Below are 20,893 nucleotides of genomic sequence, written 5' to 3'. Positions count from 1 at the left end.
TCTTGCACTTTACTATTGAGCGCGCGATCAAATAACCCAGGCCACGTAACACGCGGGCGATATATTCAGCAAGCCCTAGTTACGCCAGTTATCAGCCTTTGATGAGCGAGCGCGAGTTGGTCTCCTCAACATCTACATCTAAAAAGTGCAAGTGACTCTCTTCCTCAGTATTGACAGCAATCACCAAACCTTTATTCCCCCAGGGAGCTATCGCCCGGGGTGAGGAGGGGCTGCTAAAATTCCCTACTTGAATTCCTTGACTGTTTAACACTTCTATCTGCCCCCCGACATCTGCTAATACCCATCCCCAATTAGCCACACAAGCAGACACGGGCAAACTTTCCAGGGGAATTCGCGCTACCTTGAGCGGCCACAATTTCATCAACAGCACCGCCGCTTTACCACCTTGGGGAATTCCCAGCAAAGTATAAGGCTCAGGTGTCAATAGGATCTGTCCGACGCTGGCAGATAACCGCACAGAACCCACCGGCGTGCCGCGGCGAGTGTAAACTCTAAAAATAGTTTGGGGATTTTTTGTTTCGTTGTCCGGCCAAACGGCTAAGACGTGTCGCCGATCCAAAAACATTAATTCTGGTAAATAGTGTTCTGGTAACGGCACAGTAGCGATCAGCTTCAGGGCTTTTTCCCGATCGCCCGCCGTGCTGTTTCCAGCTAAAGAATAAAAACGCAGTTCGCCGGGAACCGCTACTGTCAACCAGTTGCAGTGAGAGTCAATAGCAGCTTTTAAAGCATCTGGGCCTTGCCTCAAACCCATATCCAACAGGCACTGAGGCTCCCAAGAGCGCTCATTGAGCCAGTAAAGTTTTTGCGGAGTAAGAACGCAGCAGCCGTGGGAACTCGGTAAAATGCCACGCACAATTTCCGCCATTAATGAAATAGAAGTAGAAATTTCTCCTGTAACTAGCTGTTTTCCCGGCTGAGACCAAACCTTGACCTCTGTACCTACAGCAGCATATAGATACGTTTCAGTGGCAATTAAAGCGGTCAACGGTGCAGGAAGTATCAGTGGCTTTGGCTGCGAAAGCGAATAGCGCGCAGTCCCAAGTAAATTAATAGCCGACTGTGATGCTTCTTCCTCTTCAACTTCCAGCAAAGAGTCAGTTTCCGACTTCAGACTTTTATCACTACTGGTTGTGGGGCTTTCCCAAGGAATAATGCAGTCGCCCAATTGCCTGACAGCGGGGTCGTACATGATCAGTCGCAGAGCTTGAGCCATTTGGGAAGCACTGGCAAAACGGCGGGCTGGCAGCTTTTCTAAAGATTTTTTAACTATTGCTTGCAAAGGTTCGGGGATGGCGTCGGGAAATTGCAAGCGTTGATTCAGGTGCGCCCACCTCAAGTCTCCGGGGGTTCCCCCGAAAGGGCGGTAGCCCATTAGCAATTCAAACAGCAGAATGCCTACTGCATATATATCTGACATCGGAGAAAAAAGACCGTAAAACCGCTCAGGGGCCATGTAAGCGGGGGAACCTACGGTAGCGTCGGGAGAAAGTTCTTGGTGGAGGCGAGTGGTACCAATTTCTGGCAGCCGACGCGCGATGCCAAAGTCAGACAGCCGGGGCGACCAACCTTTGGCCCCTAAAGTTAGGAGGATATTTTCGGGTTTGATGTCGCAGTGAACTACGCCTCGGCGGTGGGCGTAGTCTAAGCCTGCTAAAACTTCCATGACTAGCTGCAAACCTTCGAGCAAACGCAAGGGGCGCTCTTGTTTGAGCAGGTTGCGGAGGGTTCCTCCCTCGCAGTAGTCCATAACCAAGTACCTGCCTGTAGCTGTGTGTTCTAGAGCTCGGCAGGTAACGATGTTCGGGTGCTGCAAGGTGATCAGAAACCACAGCTCTCGCAAGAATTCGCTAGTTGGGGCTTTTTGATGACTAAGTTCTTTGAGAGCAACCAGTTGGCTGGTGAGACGGGAGTCCTGGGCGGGAGCTTCTCGAACGCTGGCACAAAAGACTCGACCAAATTGTCCTTGTCCGACTAGCCCTAAAATACGGTACTTAGAATGTTGCATCGGTCTAATTATAGAAAAAGCTTGAGCTAGTATTAAAATATGTAAATAATTCTGACAAAAATTCAAATTTTTGAACCCCTCGCCAGGTACAGCCTATGTTATCTCAGGTTCATTCTCAGCCTCTTTGAGAGCGATCACACTGTCGCACCTACTAAAATCCTTGAGCTTCGGAATCACTATCAATCTTGCCGGATGCCGGTACCCGATCTGGAACTACCTGTGGCTGCTATTTTAGTCGATCGCGACTATTACAGTTTTTTCAATGCCATCCAGAAAGTATCTAAAGTTTTAGCTTTTCAAGGCTAAGCTGGGGGATCGGGGCGAGGGAACAGCGATATGACCAAAACAGAAAGAAGTGCGGTTATGCCATAGGGGCTAGAGATCCAGAAGCCGATGCTGTCGTCAAGGCATCTTAACCTTTTTGAGTGTTAACCAATTTTTTTTGCGCTTTAAATAAGTTAATCGTAACTTGCTAAATACTGAACTTGACAGGAGCAAAGATCAATATGGTTAAAATTATTAAACTAGATCCAATTGCGGAGGAAATAGCAGTCGAAACCCGATCGAATATCCTGTCTGCCTTACTTTCCAAAGACTTAGACGTTCTCAAGGAATGCGGGGGGCGGGGAATGTGCGCTACCTGCCATGTTTACATTAAAGAAGGCATGGAAGGCTTGTCGGACATGAACCGCCGCGAGAGAAGGACGTTGGAAGTCATTACTACGGCTAAAGCCAATTCGCGACTTGCTTGTCAGGCTCAAATTATGGGTGAGGGTGTGGTTGTACAGTTGCCTGCGGGGATGTACATTAATGCGATTGAAAATGTCGAAGCTTTGATCGGCCGCCGGGCCCAGCAAGATTTATTACACCCAATTACGGGTCAAGTAGTTGTAGAATCGGGAAAGTTAATTACTCGTTCTATTGTTACACAGCTTAATGAAACCCGCTTTCAAGTAGGACAATATTTAGTTCGGACTAAAGAAGCTTAAAACTGATATGTTTGTATTTTAGTAGTAGAGAAAAATCTATGTTGAGCCAACTTGCGCGTTTGAGCATGGAAGCAGACGGACGCTACGCCAGTGCAGAAGAACTCCAATTTTTGAAAGACTACTTTCAGTCTTTGAATCACCGGATGAGTGCTTATAAAAAAATTCAAGCCTCTGAAACAGAAATTATGCGGCAAGTGGAAGCACAAATGCTCTCTCTAGACCCTGGTTTATTTCGGCGGGGGGCTAACGATATGACTGAAAAGTGCCGTGGAGATATTGTGCGGGTGTTGAGGCATTCGGCGGCAGCACTGTTGATTAATGATACGGAACGATTGCGCGATCGGCTACTACTTTGGTTGCAAACTATTTTAGGCGCTGTTCAAGTTAGAAATAGTGCGACCGTGACTTACGATGTGATGAAAAAGGTTCTCAAACAATATCTCACAGTGGAAGAAAGGAACCTATTTTTTCCGATTCTGGACATCAACCGCACTTTACTCGGCAAATAATCAAGGGGGTTGACAAGTTAACGCCGATAAACTGTGCCGTTAGGAAGAGTGGCTCCAATCAACTTCGCTCCCGTCAAATCCGCCTCAGTGAGAATGGCTCCCCGGAGGTTGGCTCCTGTCAAGTCAGCTTTCTGCAAGTTGGCTTTACTCAGGTTAGCTTTGCTCAAGTTAATTTCATGCAGGCAAGAATTAGAAAGGTCGGCATTGAGCAGGTAGGCTAGACTCAAGTTGGCTTTGCTGAGGTTGGCCCCGCTCAAGTTAGCTTCCATCAGATAGGCACCGCTCAAGTTGGCTTCGTTCAACAATGCCTCTGCCATATTAATTCCAGTTAAAAGTTTGCGGCTCAAGTCTACACCGCCCAGATCGGCTCCGCTGAGGTTAATACCGCTTAAGTGACTGCCATTCAAAGTAATGTTTCTCAGATAGGTTTTGCTGAGGTCTGCTTTGCACAAATTGGCTCTATCCAAGCAAGCTTCGCTAAGGTCTGATCCGATCAAGCACGCCCCGTTTAAATAGGCTTGAGTTAGGTTAGCTCGCCTGAGATTAGCTTTCAACAGGTTGGCTTTACTGAGGTTAGCACGGGTTAAGTTGGCTCCGGCTAGGTTGGCTTTGGATAATTCGGCTCCGGTGAGCTGTGCTTCGGTCAAGTCTGCCTCTTTCAGACTCGCTAGACTTAAGTAAGCATCTTTGAAGTTTGCTCCGTTGAGATTGGCTTTAATCAGATATGCTTTACTGAGATTAGCCTCGGTGAGAACGGCTTTGGTGAGGTTAGCGGCGCTCATATCAGCACCTATGAGATTAGCATTGGGAAGATTTGCTCCGGTCAGGTTTGCCCAATTCAGATGAGAGCCTGCTAGGTTGGCGCCGGTGAGATTGGCACCGATGAGATTGGCGCCGCTTAGACTGGCTGCCATGAGGTTGGCGCCGGTGAGATTGGCTCCGCTGAGGTCAGCTTTGCTGAGATTGGCTCGGCTCAGATGGGCTTTGGTGAGGTCCGCCCCGCTGAGGTTCGCACCGATTAAGTAGGGTCGTTGCTGGTGTTGGTTGAGGTTTGCCAAAATTAGAGTTGGGGCATCGCTGGAACGGTATAAATCGATCGGACTCAACACAATGCCGCGCAGATTTGCCAGTCTAAAATCTCTTTCGCCGGCTGCATATCGAGTTAGAAGTTCATTGGCGTCCATTAAGTTCTAGCAAAATGTTTGAGGTTTTGATGGCTTTTAAATTTTATGAGTTTCTAGAGTAAGTTATGAAGTTTCTAGCTGCTAGTTCTCATCAGGTTTTATTTGAATTGCTAAAACCTTATTTTTTAACTCACGAGCTTTTTTATAATTTAACTCACAGTTTTGATGATACGGTCGATAATATGGCTGCCCAAAAATCGATTTGACAGCTATTAGCAACAAACTAATAGCTGTCAAATAAGTCAGTTTTTTTGAAAAAGTTGACTGAGAATAGCTTCATGGTCTTTTCCTTCTTCGACCATAGAATCTGCTGGTTGGAGGCGCTCGCGCAGCCCTAAAATAAAGCGGTTGCAGTCCGAACCCAATGATTCGCAGGATGTTTGCAGACAGTGAAGTTCTCGACCCGTAAGCTGACTAAAGAACGCACTTAAAATACCTGCTTCTAAAAAACAGGCTGGTCGCTTAGACTTGGGAGCTGTTTTAGCAAAAAGAGAGTTAGCAATTTTTACTATTAAAAATCCCTGTTCGGAATAGCTGGGGTCAAATTCAAATGTTCCCCATCCATGAGTTTTCCAACACTGCTGTAAGGACTGAAGAAATTCTACCATTTCCATTTCAGAAACTGGCTGACCGTAGTATTCGCTAACTTCTTCGCAAAAACGCACGTAGAAGTTTTTACCCCACCAGCGACCGCAGTTGAAAAGCACGAGGCGAGAGGCTTGACCTGTTTCTTGTTCTAAGCCGATATAAATGGCTTGAATCAGTGTTTCTGGGAGTGCTAGAAGCCGATCGCCCCGGCGGTTTTCGAGGAGACCGAGTTCGAGGTCGCCTCGGACGTAGGCATCGCTGGCAAAGTAGTTTCCCGGTAGTCGGGGCTGTTTGAGTAAGTCGGCAATATTAATCATCGGGAATTGGGAATTGGGAATCGGGAATTGGAAATTGGAAATTGGGAAGAAAGCTGATTATTTATTACCTTGGTCAATAATAATTGACTGTGCTTGGTCAAAAAATGGTTGCAATATAGCCCGGGCTTGCTCGGAAAGCAATTCTTTTAAACGAGTTTGCAGCAGATTACAAACAGTTGCTTCGATTTTTTGAGTTTGGTGGGCTGCGACTATGCCGGAAAGCCAGTCTACAAGGCGCTGTTCCAGAAAATTTTGATCGTTTAGCAGCATAGCCATAGCGCAGTACCGCAAGACTAACACCCAATGTTTGAGCGATCGTTCTAAGGTTTCTTGTTTTTCGTCGGGGAATGTTTCTTGTAGTTTGTTGGCTACTGGTTGGAAGATGCTTGCTTCCTTCTCTCGCAAAAATTCGTAAATTTTTAAGCGCTGAACAAGGGTTACAGCTTGACGCTTAAAAGCCATGAGTTCTTCGCCTTTTAAAAAGCGGTTTTCTGCCTGATCTAGCAGCGCCTCAATCTCAGGGTGCATGATTTTAATTAAGTGGTAATCGGTAATTGATAAAAGGAAGGAAGTTCGGCAACGAGCTATGTACGGGATTTAACGGGTTTAACTAATGGATTTTGAGGGATGAGGAAAGATGGGTGAGGGAAGATGGATGAGGGATTGCCCTATTTTTTATTTTCCATTTGGCACACAGATTAAAACAGGTCAAATAGGTCATCAATGGTGACTTCTGCTTGTTCAGAAATAGAAATTACTGGCAAGGGTGGCGGTAGGGGTAGGGCACCTACTTCTGGAATTCCTTCCCAAGAAATAGCTTGAAAAAAGTCTGCTACGGGCTGGGTTAAACTCAGAAGTTGACCGGGGGTCGAGCCATTTGAGGTTTCTAAAGATTTTCCCAGCCAATTATAGTGACCAAAGAATTCTTGGACAGATTGGTCCAACCATGAAGTTTGACTTTTCATCTTTCTTCCTGCCTGGAGAAATCCACCATCGCACTTTCATCGCGAAATTGGTGGGAGGAAAGGCAGGGCAGGGGATGTGCCTTTCCAGGTTGTTTACCGCAATATTTCACCGTGTTGCAGTCGATTTTGAATATCGCGGGCGTTGGCACCTTCGTTGAGCCAAAATGCTGCTGCATCAATTTTATCTGGGTTGCCCAGCAGGAACTTGCAATAGGTTTCTCCCATTGAGTAACATTGAAGTTCTATGCAGCTCAGAGGCTTTTTGACTAAAGAGCCGAAGAAACCGGCGAACAAACCGGCGTATAGGTGACAAACCGGTTTGCCTACGTCGCCCAATGTGCGAGCAACTGCTGAGTCAAAGAGGTTGATGAAGATGCAGCCGTGTTTGCGATCGCTCATGTCCACTTCCCAGCGACCCCAACCTTGAGCCGTGAAAGGCCACCACCAAGTTTCTAGCAGAAACATGAGATTTGACTGGCGAATGTTCTGGCTGTATTCGGCACTAAACCATTTTTGAAAAAATTCGGAATCTTGGAGTCCCCACTGGCAACCAATAGTATACATGATGACAGAGGACGCGGGGCCGACTTCTTCTTCGAGCCCCTCCACCAAACCGATAATGAAGTCTTCGCTGGTAAAAATGTTGCGTGACTCATTCCAGTCGTCAATTGTACCCATCTGGCGATCGAAGGCAAAAAAATCCTGAAACCTATAGTGGCTGTGAGTTTTGGGATGATTTTGCTTCAGTAACGATTCGCTGTGGGGGGAGATTTCTTTTTTGGCGGTAGAGACCATTGGCAGGTTATTCCTTTTTGGTGTAGTTTGGTGAAATTAAAGTCAAATAGAAGGGCCTGTGTATCCAATTTAACTTTATTTTTCTAAAGGCAGGCACAGGATATAAATTTTTACTGCAATATAAAAATTAAAAATTCTAGGATGCTAAATTGGGGGGCTTGTTGGGAGTTCTGCCTGCGGTCAACTGCTCTCTGAGTGCTGACGAAAGTGGGTATAACCTTAAACGGGTATGTGTTATCGTTTTGTGCAAGCTGTCCACTATATATATAGGGCATATGGGGATGAAAAATCACGCTTGTATTGCAATAGGCATCAATCAATATCAGTTACTCCAGCCTTTGAGTTATGCCCAAGAGGATGCAGAGGCGCTGTACGGTTTTTTGACTGAGGAGGCGGGTTTTGCGCCGGATGGATGTCTGCTGATGACCGATAGCTCGCCGTCGCTGTGGGGTCAATCTACCTATCCAAATCGGGAAAATATTCTGAGATTGACCCAAAGCCTGTGCGCGGAACATGTGCAACAGGGAGATTTACTCTGGTGTTTTTTTAGTGGCTACGGTGTCAGCTATGAAGGTAAGGATTATTTGATGCCGGTTGACGGCAATCCGGCTGACATTCAGGGTACAGGGATTCCGGTAGAGTTGCTGTTGAATACTCTGAAAAACGCTCCTACGGAAACGGTATTGGTGCTCGTTGATATGAACCGCAGCCAGATTGTGAAAGCGGGGGAAACGATCGGCTCTCAAACGGTCGATCGGGCGCGGGAACTGGAAATCCCGACGGTGCTTTCTTGCCGCCCGAATCAAGTTTCGCGGGAAACTTCGGCTTTGCGTCAGGGGTTTTTTACGACGGCGCTTTTGGAGGGGCTGCGATCGGGACAGTGCATGACGATTAAGGGTTTAGACCGTTTTTTGAGCGATCGACTGCCGGAACTGTGTGACCACCATTTGCGTCCGAAACAAGAACCTTTGATGGTGGTGAATCCTCCAGGAAAGGCTAATTTGGTGATTTTGCCCGATGCTTCAGGGGTACCAACTGCTGCGTTGGCAGGACGCAACGGCAATATGGCGGTTGGTACGGCTGATGGGTTAGATCGCCCGCAAATGGCAATGGCTACGGCTCGAATGGATGTGCCTCCGGCAGTTCGCAACGCTCAGGATTCGTCGGTTGAGATGCCACCTGTGTCGCCACCAAATGCTGTGGGCCCGGCTGATGGGGGGAGCGATCGACCGAACTTGCAAAAGCCGGAGGATGAGCATAACGGGGGGTCGGATAAGTCATTTTTGCAGCAGCTAGTTTTATGGAGTTCAGCTACGGCTTTGGTGCTGCTGTTGGGTGTTTTTGTGACGAACAAATCAATTTTTATTGGTCAGCAGGAAGGAGATCCTCGATCGCCTGCTAAAAATGCCGAAAACTCTGGATCTCAAAAATTTACTGGTACTGGGGGATCGCAGAACCAACCGCGGGCGGTGCAAGCGGGGACTGGAACCAAGCAGCCACCATCCAGCCAGCAGGTGTGGGCTGAGGCGAAAACTTTCCTCAAAGATGGTTCGGCTTCTAGTTTTAATAGGGCGGTGGTTAAGGCTCGAACGATTCCGGCTAGCGATCCGCTCTACCCGCAGGCTCAGCAGGATATTGAGCGCTGGAGTTTAACGATTTTGGATATAGCTAACGGGCGGGCTGCTCGGGGCGATTTCCAGGGGGCGATCGGCGCGGCTAAATTGATGCCGGATGTCAATCAGCCTGTTTACAATCAGTCGAAACAGGCGATCGCTCAGTGGGAGGAGCTATCCAAAGACCAAGATGTAAATATTGCTTTGCTATCGGCTGCTAAGCGTCTAATTAAGCGGGGGGTTGCCTCTTCTTACAGTAAAGGCATCCAGCAAGCTAATAAAATTGAGCCCGGTCAGCCGAAGTATGCAGAAGCTCAACAGTTAATTGGAGAGTGGAGCGAAAGTATTCTCAAAATTGCTCAGTTGCGTGGCTCTCAAGGAAAGCTGAAAGAGGCAGTTGAAGCTGCTTCGTTGGTGCCGTCGGGTACTAAGAGTTATCAGCCGGCTCAGAAGGAGATCGCCAATTGGAAAACTAAGCTCCAACGCCAGCAGAAAAAAGGTTGATTTAGTTGATAATTTCTCGGTTTCCCACCGGGAAATTATTTTAGCGACTGGCCGAAGTAGGTCGATAGATCGCTCGGTACCTTTTGATACTGCCAAAAGAGATCTACACATCGATAATTTAAAACCAATAATTTTATTCACCATTTCCCCTCCGCAGCTTCTGCGCGAGGGGATTTTATATGCTGCCTGGTAGGTTAGTTTTTGTAGAGTAAAAGATATCGTATGAGCTGTTAATGGGGGGTTACATAATAGCGTGATGATTTTAAGTTTTTTTGCGATCAACCCATGAGCCCGAAGGCGTGTATTTTCAGAGCAGGCGAGACGCCTAACCCTACTCCCCACAAGGTCTCAAATTGTGCAACCCGGTTAATTAATATTTTAAATTCACGTCCAAAGTTCCCTAAATCTGCACCTCCACCGTCACGAATCAGTTGTTATTAACAATAAGCATTGGTGTTAAAATGTCTACTAAAAATTATGAATTAGACCTAATAATTTAATCTTAAATTAAGTAAAACAGTTAATTTTTGAATTCTATTCAGTATGTTTATTACCTAAGTTTATAGTTTATTTTAAACTTAAATAATTACCAAATTTGGCTATATCAAATTGCTGTCTCAGGCAAGTGGCTAAGGCAAAATCGCTTTAAACAATTGGGTATGCAGAGTTAATTTTTTTTATCCCTCTTCGTGGGCTATTAGGAGCGATAAACGGATGGAAGACTGTTGAAACTTGTACTGTTTTTAAATTATGAACAGTGACATATCTGTTATGAAGTATACAAAATGAGCCGTTACTGGCAATTCTGGCGGAGGAGCGATCGCCCCCAATGAATTCAGGAAACAGATTCACCACCACAGAGTACAAATTATCTGGATTCGCAAGCTGTGAGTCTTCGTTAGCCGGGAGATGACAAAGCTGCCTTAATTAACACAAATAAGGGCGGTACACGAAAATCCAAAAAATATTTTCTTGAGAAACAAGAATAAAAACTTGCTCGCTTATTGTAGCCGCGGTAACAACACGTATGCCTGAAGTTATAGTCCACAGCCAAGTCTACGGGATGATCTAAATCAATAGGGTGATGTGGCAGTGTGGGGGTGTTAAGAGGGGCGATCGAAGAGGAATGTTCCCGGAGCGATCGCTTCCCAATCGGGGAGTCTAAAACCTAGGAAGGCAAGGAGTTGGAGACAATGCTGAACTTTTTGAGTTCAGGAAAGTAGCGTTAGCACTAAACTCTGCCGTATTGTGGAAATCGAGCCAAATTTGTAACAGTTCTTAACTATAAATAATTCTGCCAAAACTGCTAGCATAGTGACACTTTTGCTAGCAAAAACAGATAAAGTAAATAAAGTTGGCTAGCTCTAGACCCCGCGATCCCCAGGATGGGGATGTTGAATCAATTTGATTCATACCAAGTGGTTTTAGAGTTACAATCGGAATCAAAGCATCGCTATTTAACTGAGTTCTTTACTTACTTTTACTTTCAGCTATGAACGTGGATTTTATCAAAGCCCAAGTCAGGTTGCTACAGGGTGCAAGTTCATCGGAGCGAGAAACCCTTATTAAAAACATCGGCGTCTGTGCTGGCGTGATCCGACCGGGAGAGTACGTGACGCCGCAACGGAAGCACGCTATCACTCTCTGGCTGCAAACAAATGCGGTTCGCCTCCGACTTCCCCAACTTCCTCTGGACTTATCAGGCCAAAAGCCTTAGCAGGAAAGTCATCAAGAGGTAGCGACAGAATCAAAGAAATTAGTCAATCTTACCTAAAAGTGCGTTTTTATTGAGCTGTACAGGATCAATGAAACACGATTAAGATTGAAAAAATGTTTGTAGGGAAAGTTGGGCTCGAAAACACGCCTGTGGATAAAGAAGCGGCCGACCGCCTTGCTAGAAACAGGAAGTGAACGTCAAACCTGCTCTAAAAGTAGATTTGAGTAAGTTTCACAGAAAGGATTATTCTGCACAACTATAACCTGGGTTATTTGCTTTTAGATTTGAGATTCACGATTTAGCTCGTACTGGATAAATTTGCTATTTGTGGATCGCTTGAAAAATTATCCTATTCAATAGGTATAACTAATTACAGGGGCAGTCATTGAACTGCCCTTACTTTTGAACCCCGATGTGAAACTGCTGCAAGTTACAATAAACACATCTACTTGCAGATAGAGTTTAGGTGAACTCTCATGTAAGCTGCTGCGGATCTATATTATTTGGTATGTTCGAGAGAAGGGGAGAGGGGGAGAGGATTTGACGAGCTTTAATAGGGAATTAATATCATCAAACAGAACGAGTTATAGCAATCCTTGCAGAAATCGTACAAAGATGTAGGGATAGTACCTTTCTTTGCCTACCCCGGCCTCATGGGGGCAACCACGGGGGGGTTTGCCCCTACAAGAATTACACAAAGGATTTAGGATGGCTATATTACAATTCACTTGCTTTCTAATATATTTTTTCACAAAAATACTGTGAGCAAAAAACAAAAATTTCCTTATTTAGTTGGTTCCCGATGGACTTCACACCAAAAAACTTGGGGGTGGCGACACTTTCAAGTGGTCAACCGAAAAAACGAAGGTAAATGGGTATTTGCAGAAATGGTGGCGGCTTGCGATCCAAATGTCCGTTTTTGGCTGAACGCCGCACAGCTTAAAGACCGATCGCTCTGGCAAGCTGGATGGCAGTCTACGCAAGAATTAGAGGAACTAGAAACTGCCGACTAAAAGACAGGGCTGTGGGGTAGAGTGAAGGGAACTTCCGCCGCCTGCTGCTATCGTTCCGATCCAAACCAATACGGAGTGAGACTTTGCAGGTTTTGAAAAATCTTTTACATGACTACAAGTTCGGGAAACCCTTATGTGGCAGCGTTTTTGCTTAAGTAAGTCGGTGGGAAAAATCCTAAGTATGTAACAAAACATTAATTACGGCGATCCGAACTCAATTTAATGCGTTTTGTAGGGTAGCGTACTTTTTTTCTCTAAAGCGATAAGTTAAATTGACTAAGGTTGATCGTCCCATATTTCCAGTGGCACAGGGCGCAACCTTCCCGCTACTTCTACACTCGGCCAATTCGGATCAAAAGTCAAATTTTCCAACGTTCCATCGCTGTGAAGTAAAAACGTATCCTCAATTTTTGCTCCCGACAAACTAGGATTCCAAGCCACAGCCATATTTTCTGCCAAAATATCTGAAGTTGCCGGATTGGCCACAATTTCGCGCGCCAAATATCCGGTAGTTCCGCCTTGATGGTGTTCCGCAATTGCTTGAGGATATCCTTGCTCTTCATAAGCAGTTTTAAGCGTATCATAAACCGCATTCAGCGTTACTCCCGGTCGGCAAAAATTTAGCGCCGCGGCTTCAATTTCTCTGACTTGTCGGTGCAACTCCGAATGCTTTTCCCCAAGAAAATCGAAACAGACAAATCTAGTTAAATTTGCATACAAACCCCATCCCCTCGCGCAAAATACTAACATTGCTTGTCGTCCAATTTGTTCGGCGGTTGCTGTGGCGTGGCGGTACAGCGGCAAACGCCTTTCTCCAGCAACTAAGGTAAGTGCTGGATGCAAACCTCTCGCCCACAAAGCCTCTGAACCGGCTCCCGCTAGCTGATATTCTGTCCATGTTGGTTTGGCTGCGGAAAGTACCTCTGTCATCGCTTCGCTGGCTAAACGCCCGACTAGCCGGTATCGCTCTAATTCGCTTGACATCATTGTCTGTTTGCGAGACTGTAAAGATGCGATTATTGGCATTTCTTGGGAAATTGGTCGATCGCTCATCACGTTACCGCCACCAGTAATTTCTTTGACAAAAGCTTCGCGCTGTGAAACATCTGCCCAAGGATAGATGTGCATTTGAAAGTTGGCTGGCAATTCCTCGTCCTGCAAGCGTTGAGCTTCGATTTCATCAGTGATAACCCAAGCGTTTTCGGCAGTAATTAATATTTCTGCAACTCCGGTTTCTGCGGTTAGCAATACTGTATGGGAACCGCCGGCGGTGGCCCAGGCAAACCAGTCTGTACCGCGCAAGCGAAGGGCGATCGCTTTTGTTTCGGTTAAGGCTTTGCGGATGAATTCGAGTTTGCTGTCAACTTCTGGGTTTAATGAGTTTATCATATATGGAAGATGGAAGAAGGAAGATGGAAGAAGGAAGAAGGAAGAAGGAAGAAAATCACTGATTTTAGTTAACATTTCCCAAATCTAAAATCTACAATTTCTAAAATCTAAAATCTAAAATCTAAAATCTAAAATCGATAGATACTGCTTGCAGTTCTTTAGCTTTTTCTTCGGGTAAAGCGTCGTTGGCAAACATTCCGGCGGCGAGTTCGGTTCCTGCGAGGTATTTTAGGCGATCGCTCGATCGATAGGGCGGATAAAATTGGGCGTGCAAATGCGCTTCTGGATGGGGTTTTCCGTCTGTGGGCCCTTGGAACCAAGCCATCAAATAAGGGAACGGGCGATGCCACAAACCGTCATATTTGAGGGTGACTGTTTTTAAGGCCTTAGCGAGTGATTGCCGCTGTTTTTCCGTCAAATCGATAAATGTAGCAGCGGGGGCGATCGGGGCAATCCACACTTCGTAAGGGTAGCGGGCACAAGCGGGGACAAAGGCGATCGCCTCGGAGTCTAAATAAATAATTCGCTGTTTGTCAGCAATCTCTTTTTGAATCAAATCTTGCAGCAAGCCGGAACTATTTTTTTGATAGTAAACCGATTGACATTCTAACATCCGTGCCGGCACCGGTGGCACGAACGGATAAGCGTAAATTTGACCGTGGGGGTGGTGCAAAGTCACTCCGACTTCGACGCCGCGATTTTCAAAGGGCAAGACGTATTGAATTTCGGGATTGCTGCCGATAACTGAAGTGCGATCTGCCCATACTTCTAACAGCAATTCTAAGTGAGATAATTCTAAAGAACCGAGGGAAGCTAGCGGATCTTGAGTAAAAACAACGACTTCGCAAATGCCTTTAGCTGGCAAAGTTTCTACAATATTTCCCGGTGCATTTTTGGCTTGCAAAGTCATGGAGGGAAAGCGGTTGTCAAACACTGCTACATCGTAATCTCCCGGCGGCAATTCTGTCGGAAACTTAGGGTTAATTGTAGCTGCCAGCGGGTTGTATTCCGGCGGCGGCATGAAAGTTCTTCCCTGACGGTGGCTGGCGTATGCTACCCATTCCCCCCGCAAAGGATGCCAGCGAAAGTGGGGGTTTGCCTCTACGGGTTCATTGCTGGGACTTACGGCCGCGATACCTTCTGGGATTGGATAGCGGCTGTACAGTGTGAGTGGGCGGCCGTCTGGTTTTAGCAATTTTTGGGCGTACATTTTTTGTAGGGGCGGGCGATCGCGTTTAATATATGTTAGGAGTATAACTTCGTGCTTTGAGAATCCGCCCCTACCTAAAGTCGCAAATTATGTTAACAAGTTTACTTGGCGGTACCAACGTCAGCCTAACGTCTGCTATTGTGGAACGGGCCCCAGAGCTCGGATCTGGATTCAATTTAAATGCGTAGCAGCTTACGCTCGCACTTCCCAATTATCCAGTATATTTATTGATCGACTATTCGATCGAGCTTTTCCTTAACCAACAAGTCTAACAACGATCGCAACACAAACAAGCCACCGAATCCCGAAACCGCAAAAGCTGCGATCGCCCCCGTTTGATATCCGCCCACTAGCAGCACAGCACCCGACAAAAACACAAAACCAGTCAAACAAGCGAAAATTAGAGTTTTCAGGGCTAAATTAATGCGTTTCAAGGCTCTTTCGCTCTCGATATTTCGGACTCTAATTTGCAGTTCGCCCTCTTCAATTCGCTGCTCCAAACGCTTGAGAAAAACTTGCGATTTGCTGGGCTGCCGTAACTTATATGTAATAAAACTTCGCGCTTGCCTTGCCAATTCTCCGATCGCATTTCCTCGCCCCTTGCTCACCGCAATACTTTTGACAAAAGGCTGAGCGGATGCTAGGAAATTATAGTCAGGGTCGAGAGTTCTAGCAATGCCGTCGAGAGTCGTCACCGACTTGATAATAAACATCATTTCGGCAGGCAAGCGAAACGGTTGCTGCTCGAACATGATGTAAAGTTCGTTCTTAATTTCATTAAAAGCTTGAAAGTCGATCGGCTTATCAATAAACTTATCCAACAGAAAAGCAATCAGCCTGCGTACCGGCATCATATCCGGCATCGGCTCAACCAAGCCGATCTTAATTAAAGTATTGATTACCTCGTCAGTATCCTTTCTCATCACAGCAAAAAAAGTCTTAACCATTTGGTCTTTAGCCAGAGACTTCACCTCAGCCATCATCCCAAAATCGTAAAAAATCAAGCTACCATCTTCTGTCACCGCCAAATTTCCCGGATGCGGGTCAGCTTGAAAAAAACCGTCAATTAACAACTGTTTCAAATAACAGCAAATCCCAAGTTGATTGAGCTTCACAATATCGACTCCAATCGCCTCTAAACTAATGCGGTCATCCACCTTAATCCCTGGTGCATATTCTAGAGTTAGCACTTTTTTAGTAGTGTATTGCCAGTAGACTTTCGGGACAATAATCTGAGGATATTCTCGAAAATTATGGCTAAAGCGATCGGAATTTTTACCTTCTTGCAGGTAGTCAATTTCTTGATATAAAATCTTAAAAAACTCGTGATAAATAGATTCTAGGTCATATTTGCGTGTCGCAGGCAGATAGCGATCGCAAAAACGCATCACTTGGCGTACCGCCTTTACATCCAAATCAAATAAACTTTCCAAACCCGGACGCTGCACCTTGACAATCACATCTTCCCCAGTGTGCAGCCTTGCTTTGTGCACCTGTCCCAGACTCGCAGCAGCGATGGGCGACGGGTCAAAATCGCGGTACAAAGCATAAATATCCTTGCCTAACTCTGATTCTACAAGAGCGATCGCCTCTTCGGAACTAAACTGAGGAACCCGATCCTGCAACTGTTCGAGTTCCTTCACATACTCAAGCGGCAACAAATCCGCCCGAGTCGAGAGAGACTGCCCGATTTTAATAAAAGTCGGGCCTAAATTCAGCAAAGTATTGACTAACCAATGAGCCCGAATTCTTCTTGTATGAGGCGAATTATTTTGCAGCAGTGCGTCCCACCACAAAAAAAACATAAACTTTCCCGCCGCTGCAAAAATGTCTATTTGCCGTGCCAGTGGCGAATATTTAGAACGTTGCCAACGCAGGGTTTTAGGTGCTGCTTTTGTGAGCATAATATTGGCGATCAAATTCCATGCACCATGACAATTTTTAGGGAACCATCCAGGACGCAGAAACCCGCTGGTACGAAAATACGGGTTGTAGGCCTTTGAAACAGTTAAAAAACTCAGTTTCTTTGGTCTATACTGCGTAATATCATAATCCGACTATACAATTATAATTAAGTTCCTAGTAAGTAATACAAGTCCTGATTAATTCATAAATATAGGACAGTCGTACTCACTACAAACAGACGCTAATTACGAGCCAATAACCAGACATAATATAAGTCCTGTGGAAAATCAGCAATCGAGAACCGGCAATTTAGACGGCAACCAGATCAACAATTCAAAACAGAGGACTTGGTAGTGTTTACGACATTTCCAAATCTCTCTCTTCTGGCAAGTCTTCTCATTTTGCCTATTCGCTGCCAATTCCCAGCAACTTCTCAACCGAACTATTCTTCTACATTACAGAGTGCCACTGCAAATTGCGGCAGAGTCAAAGTAAAAGATGTGCGCCACAAAGTGTCAGCTTCTGAACTTTCGACCGGACAGCTTGATACATCAATAGTACCATTCAAGTGCTGCACTAAACACTTTACCAGCGCCAGACCCAAACCCGTACCGGCGATAGCTTGGTCAGTAATGCCAGTGCCACGGCGGAACTTATCAAAGATGTGGGGCAAATCAGCAGCAGAAATGCCACGCCCGAAATTAGAAATGCTCAGGACAATATAGCCGGCTGCCTCAGACGCCTCCAAAACTACCGCCGTTCCAGAAGCAGAGTATTTTCCAGCATTCGTCAGCAGTTCCAGCAGTACCCGATTGAGGATGTCCAGATCAGTTTCCCAGCAAGGGGTCAACTTGGGCAAATCCACCTTAAGAGTCAATTGCTTATCCGCCCACTGTTTTTCAAAATCCCTAACTAAATCTTGAAATAAAAGGTTGAGATCGATTTTGATTAGAGAAATCGGGACTTGCTGAGGCTCAAACTGCTTGAGGGCCAGCAAATCGTTAACCAGAGCAGTTTCCTTAGAACACTGCTGTTCTAGAATGTCGAGATACTTAGTCCGATTCGCTGACGGCAGTTCAGCTTGTTTGAGCATCAGAATCGCCAGCTTCATGATTGTTAAGGGGGTACGCAACTCGTGACTCAGAGTGCTGAGAAACTCGTCTTTAATCAGCTTCAATTTCCGCATTTGCTCTAGCTGATTGGCAGATTGTTCGTACAGTTTCCCCTGCAGGTCTAGACTTTGCTGCAACTGAGAGGTTCTGTCTAAAACTACGGTTTGCAATTCTTTAAGCGTTTGAGTTTGGATAATCATCTTGCTCACTTGAGCGCTGACTGATTCGAGAACTTCTAATTCTTCCGGGCTCCAAACGCGCGGCTTCGAGTGCTGCAAAACCAAGAAACCCAAAACTGTTTCCTGGCGACTACCGCGCGTGAGGGGAACCAGCAGCAAGCCACGAATACCTTGAAGTTTCAAAATTTCTGTGGCTGCCTCTTGTTCTTTGCCGATTAATGCGCCTGCGTCAGCGAGGGCGAGGGGTTTGGGTGCGCTGTGGAATGCTTGGTGACACAAATTAGATTCTGACAGCCAAAAAGCGGGATAATTATTGGGTTTTGAGTTGGGGATTTTGGATTGGGAATTAGCAGTTTTATCCTTGTTTTTTGTTTTGGATGTTGAGCTTTTTTTGCCGACTACGCTTTGTGCTATTGCCTGTTTGTTTGGCTCTTTTTTTACAACTGATTCGCAAACTAATTCGACTTTCGCTTTGGGAGTTTGATTGGGCGAGCGAGTTGTAAATAGAGGATCTATATATTTCAATAGGAGGATTTGGCCTCTATCTACTTCCAGGGTATCGACGGTATTTTCAATAACTTGCTGCAATATTCGATCGACTTCTGAATTTGTGTCGATCGAGGCAGCAACTGACCTGAGAAGATTTTTGTATTTAGCTTGTTGCTGTAACTGTTCGTTTAAGCTGGCAATTTCTTGAGTTTTTTGAATGTGAGAAATCGCGCTGCCGATCGCGTCTGATGCTGCTTCAAGGCGCTGCCGATCGGCTACTGACCACTCGTGAGGTTGCGACTTACCAACAATTATCATCCCATTTACCGCCCCTCCAAATCGCGCAGGCCCTGCCAAAATTGCCCGAAAAGGCAGCGCAGTCACAGGGGAATTGGGCGATGAAGCTGCCGGAATATCAAGATAGTCGGATATCGCCACTATCTCGCCGTCTGCTAGGACGTTTGCCCAAACGGGATGTTCGAGTGATATGCTAGGCGGTTTTAATCTAGGGGTTTGGGGGTGTTCCGGTGTTTCGGTGGAATCGGCAACACGGGCAACATAGGGGAAATCGCTGCTATTTTGCCAGTAAGCATTCGGATGTACTACTTTTTGGTCAACCACAGCAGTAACTAAACAGAAATCTGCCCCCCATGCAACCCCCAAAGTATTGGCTATTTGTAGCAGCAGGAGTTCTCGATCAAAGCTGGTCGCGAGAATTTGGCAAATTTGTCGCCCGATAAGGGCAGGATCGACCTGGAACTGCATAAGACGATCCAGAAATTTTGGGACTGATACTGGTTCTGCGATTTGCGGTAAATGCACAGTGCAAGACTCTGACGGCGATCGGTCGATCGAAGTAAAGTCTTGATTTCCCTGGCGATCGATCATGGCAACCAAGCCTTTATTCTAAGATGTTTGAGCCGGCTCCCGCTGCCAATCTAGAACCTTTCCATAACTATCGGCTTGACCGTTGTTATGAGCCTGCTTTCTGTGTTTGTGCAGCCGGTCGGCGGGTCGATCGATATGTAAAAATATACCCAGATCTGACCGAGTTCTATTTTCCTGTTTTTTACCCTTGGAGCTGTACGGGATGAACTCTACCATCCTTTACCGGATGATTATCAATGCCATTCCCGCTAATTTTGACGGTTATTAGTAGTATGAAGTTTTTCTAGAGACCGCTTAGTGACACCCATCTCCTCACCCTGTGATGTTTCCTCTTTAAGTTTGTGATCTTAACAAATTTTTATTTTGATACAAATCGGCCGATCGAGTAATGCCGATCGCAAAAATTCAAAATCCCCAAATTATCACTCATAACTATAGCTGAGAGTTTCCGAGTTTTGACTCAAAAACTCATTTTCCACAACACCCAGAGCAGCGCGGCAAACTCTACGGTTAAATTTATCCGACTTACCTGCTTACTTATTTTGTGCTTCCTGTTGGGCTTTATCGCTATTTTCGCGGTAAAGTGCCGTCCGGTTCTGAGCCGTTGTGTAGCGGGGATGCTTGGAAGGCACAGCGGCCATCAAATCGGAAGCTTGCTGCCACTTAGCAGCTACGACTAACCAGTCCTGGCGAGATTGAGCGGTTTTGCCCTCGGTGGCTGCTTGTTCGGCTACTCGCACTGCTTGGGCAAAAGAGTCAACAGCAGAATTAACAGTCTCCTTAGAAATTTTCAAAGCAGATTTTGCCTCCGAGGGAGGGGCACTGGCAACTGCTTGGGTGCTGGCTTGGGTGCTGTTTGGCACTTGGGAATTAAGTCCTTTGTGAATGGCGGCCGCTGCAGCGAGCAACAGCACGGTCAAGCTGATGCCGCCGACGATACCGCGCTGAAATTGCCGCGGTTGCTGCATCGATCGAGGTATCGCCATTCTCGGCAAAGCCCGCTTGCCTGCGAGAGCTTGGCGTTCGTGATGGTTGCTCAGAGCTAAACGCTTGAACAAATTCGGCTTTCGGAGTTTAATTTCTTGAGACCACAAAAGTTGATTTTCGGGATCGCGGCTAATTTCTTCCAGCCACAGCAGTTGGTGTTCTCGGACAAGCCGGCTGTTGATGTTGACTCGGCGAATATTGTGGGGCGAAATGCGTTCCAAAATTTCTCGGACTCGATCGACCAAACTAGACTCTTCGAGCAGTTGGGGCGTTGCAGCTTCGCACAGCAGTTGCAGCACCCCGTCTGCAAACACGGCTCGGGCCCTCACCCCTATCAGTGCCAGTTCGTCATTAAGGATTTGAATAATCGATGCAACCGAGCCCTCGCGAGCTTGTCGAGCAATGTCATCTATTGGATTTGCCATAAAACTATCTTGACGCTTAGCAATTGTTAATTGTTAATCCAAAGTCTCGGATCTAATTTTTACTCATACAGGTTATCACTGACACT

General features: G+C 46.1%; 16 protein-coding genes. 5 read left to right on the top strand and 11 right to left on the bottom strand.

Annotation, left to right across the window (positions count from 1 at the left end; all coding sequences use genetic code 11):
• Positions 1–91: 91 nt before the first annotated feature.
• Complete coding sequence (locus QUA03_RS10045; RefSeq protein WP_333211714.1) at positions 92–2,029, bottom strand: serine/threonine-protein kinase; 1,938 nt, start codon at positions 2,027–2,029, stop codon at positions 92–94.
• A gap of 506 nt (positions 2,030–2,535) precedes the next feature.
• On the opposite strand from QUA03_RS10045, the gene QUA03_RS10040 reads away from it, so the two are divergent.
• Positions 2,536–3,018, top strand: coding sequence for a 2Fe-2S iron-sulfur cluster-binding protein (locus QUA03_RS10040; RefSeq protein WP_006635922.1), 483 nt, complete (start codon positions 2,536–2,538; stop codon positions 3,016–3,018).
• A gap of 38 nt (positions 3,019–3,056) precedes the next feature.
• Positions 3,057–3,527, top strand: a complete 471-nt coding sequence (locus QUA03_RS10035; protein WP_333211712.1) for a phycobilisome protein — start codon at positions 3,057–3,059, stop codon at positions 3,525–3,527.
• A 17-nt stretch (positions 3,528–3,544) separates the two neighbouring features.
• Here the strand turns inward: QUA03_RS10035 and QUA03_RS10030 are convergent, their stop codons facing one another.
• From QUA03_RS10030 to QUA03_RS10010, 5 genes are all read right to left on the bottom strand, one after another.
• Entirely contained in the window at positions 3,545–4,711 is a 1,167-nt protein-coding gene (locus QUA03_RS10030; RefSeq protein WP_333211710.1) for a pentapeptide repeat-containing protein, read from the bottom strand.
• Positions 4,712–4,953: 242 nt separating this feature from the next.
• Complete coding sequence (locus QUA03_RS10025; RefSeq protein ID WP_333211708.1) at positions 4,954–5,616, bottom strand: V4R domain-containing protein; 663 nt, start codon at positions 5,614–5,616, stop codon at positions 4,954–4,956.
• Positions 5,617–5,673: 57 nt separating this feature from the next.
• Positions 5,674–6,144 (bottom strand): phycobilisome protein, encoded by a 471-nt coding sequence (locus tag QUA03_RS10020; RefSeq protein ID WP_333211707.1) that lies wholly within the window; start codon positions 6,142–6,144, stop codon positions 5,674–5,676.
• Positions 6,145–6,314: 170 nt separating this feature from the next.
• Positions 6,315–6,581 carry a hypothetical protein gene (locus QUA03_RS10015; RefSeq protein WP_333211705.1) on the bottom strand — a complete coding sequence of 89 codons (267 nt, stop codon included), beginning with the start codon at positions 6,579–6,581 and terminating at the stop codon, positions 6,315–6,317.
• Between the two features lie 93 nt (positions 6,582–6,674).
• Positions 6,675–7,376: a V4R domain-containing protein gene (locus QUA03_RS10010; RefSeq protein ID WP_333084954.1), complete on the bottom strand. Its 702-nt coding sequence runs from the start codon at positions 7,374–7,376 to the stop codon at positions 6,675–6,677.
• 281 nt (positions 7,377–7,657) lie between these two features.
• On the opposite strand from QUA03_RS10010, the gene QUA03_RS10005 reads away from it, so the two are divergent.
• The 3 genes from QUA03_RS10005 (at position 7,658) to QUA03_RS09995 (ending at position 12,223) form a co-directional block, all read left to right on the top strand.
• Positions 7,658–9,493, top strand: a complete 1,836-nt coding sequence (locus tag QUA03_RS10005; protein ID WP_333211703.1) for a caspase family protein — start codon at positions 7,658–7,660, stop codon at positions 9,491–9,493.
• 1,492 nt (positions 9,494–10,985) lie between these two features.
• The gene (locus QUA03_RS10000) at positions 10,986–11,210 is read left to right on the top strand and encodes a hypothetical protein (protein WP_006635912.1); all 225 of its coding nucleotides are present in this window, start codon (positions 10,986–10,988) and stop codon (positions 11,208–11,210) included.
• Between the two features lie 761 nt (positions 11,211–11,971).
• Complete coding sequence (locus tag QUA03_RS09995; RefSeq protein ID WP_242725377.1) at positions 11,972–12,223, top strand: TIGR02450 family Trp-rich protein; 252 nt, start codon at positions 11,972–11,974, stop codon at positions 12,221–12,223.
• A gap of 276 nt (positions 12,224–12,499) precedes the next feature.
• Here QUA03_RS09995 and QUA03_RS09990 read toward each other — a convergent pair whose 3' ends face one another.
• From QUA03_RS09990 to QUA03_RS09970, 5 genes are all read right to left on the bottom strand, one after another.
• Complete coding sequence (locus QUA03_RS09990; protein ID WP_333211701.1) at positions 12,500–13,612, bottom strand: M24 family metallopeptidase; 1,113 nt, start codon at positions 13,610–13,612, stop codon at positions 12,500–12,502.
• Positions 13,613–13,733: 121 nt separating this feature from the next.
• Complete coding sequence (galT, locus tag QUA03_RS09985) at positions 13,734–14,822, bottom strand: galactose-1-phosphate uridylyltransferase (protein ID WP_333211700.1); 1,089 nt, start codon at positions 14,820–14,822, stop codon at positions 13,734–13,736.
• Positions 14,823–15,046: 224 nt separating this feature from the next.
• On the bottom strand, positions 15,047–16,726 hold the full coding sequence (locus tag QUA03_RS09980) for an AarF/ABC1/UbiB kinase family protein (RefSeq protein ID WP_333211699.1): 1,680 nt from the start codon (positions 16,724–16,726) through the stop codon (positions 15,047–15,049).
• Between the two features lie 443 nt (positions 16,727–17,169).
• Positions 17,170–19,395, bottom strand: a complete 2,226-nt coding sequence (locus tag QUA03_RS09975) for a GAF domain-containing sensor histidine kinase (protein WP_333211698.1) — start codon at positions 19,393–19,395, stop codon at positions 17,170–17,172.
• Positions 19,396–19,928: 533 nt separating this feature from the next.
• Positions 19,929–20,807, bottom strand: a complete 879-nt coding sequence (locus QUA03_RS09970) for a hypothetical protein (protein WP_333211697.1) — start codon at positions 20,805–20,807, stop codon at positions 19,929–19,931.
• Positions 20,808–20,893 lie beyond the last annotated feature (86 nt).

The organism is Microcoleus sp. S36b_A4 (assembly GCF_036700645.1).
Classification (GTDB): domain Bacteria; phylum Cyanobacteriota; class Cyanobacteriia; order Cyanobacteriales; family Microcoleaceae; genus Microcoleus.
Note: the sequence above shows the minus strand (reverse complement) of the source record. Positions and strands in the feature narration are given on the sequence as shown.

Coding starts and splice junctions, on each gene's coding strand:
- QUA03_RS10015 (WP_333211705.1), bottom strand. CDS start 6,581: ATGAAAAGTCAAACTTCATGGTTGGACCAATCTGTCCAAGAATTCTTT.
- QUA03_RS09990 (WP_333211701.1), bottom strand. CDS start 13,612: ATGATAAACTCATTAAACCCAGAAGTTGACAGCAAACTCGAATTCATC.
- QUA03_RS10040 (WP_006635922.1), top strand. CDS start 2,536: ATGGTTAAAATTATTAAACTAGATCCAATTGCGGAGGAAATAGCAGTC.
- QUA03_RS10010 (WP_333084954.1), bottom strand. CDS start 7,376: ATGGTCTCTACCGCCAAAAAAGAAATCTCCCCCCACAGCGAATCGTTA.
- QUA03_RS10030 (WP_333211710.1), bottom strand. CDS start 4,711: ATGGACGCCAATGAACTTCTAACTCGATATGCAGCCGGCGAAAGAGAT.
- QUA03_RS10035 (WP_333211712.1), top strand. CDS start 3,057: ATGTTGAGCCAACTTGCGCGTTTGAGCATGGAAGCAGACGGACGCTAC.
- QUA03_RS09970 (WP_333211697.1), bottom strand. CDS start 20,807: ATGGCAAATCCAATAGATGACATTGCTCGACAAGCTCGCGAGGGCTCG.
- QUA03_RS10005 (WP_333211703.1), top strand. CDS start 7,658: ATGAAAAATCACGCTTGTATTGCAATAGGCATCAATCAATATCAGTTA.
- QUA03_RS10000 (WP_006635912.1), top strand. CDS start 10,986: ATGAACGTGGATTTTATCAAAGCCCAAGTCAGGTTGCTACAGGGTGCA.
- QUA03_RS10045 (WP_333211714.1), bottom strand. CDS start 2,029: ATGCAACATTCTAAGTACCGTATTTTAGGGCTAGTCGGACAAGGACAA.
- QUA03_RS10020 (WP_333211707.1), bottom strand. CDS start 6,144: ATGCACCCTGAGATTGAGGCGCTGCTAGATCAGGCAGAAAACCGCTTT.
- QUA03_RS09980 (WP_333211699.1), bottom strand. CDS start 16,726: ATGCTCACAAAAGCAGCACCTAAAACCCTGCGTTGGCAACGTTCTAAA.
- galT (WP_333211700.1), bottom strand. CDS start 14,822: ATGTACGCCCAAAAATTGCTAAAACCAGACGGCCGCCCACTCACACTG.
- QUA03_RS09975 (WP_333211698.1), bottom strand. CDS start 19,395: ATGATCGATCGCCAGGGAAATCAAGACTTTACTTCGATCGACCGATCG.
- QUA03_RS10025 (WP_333211708.1), bottom strand. CDS start 5,616: ATGATTAATATTGCCGACTTACTCAAACAGCCCCGACTACCGGGAAAC.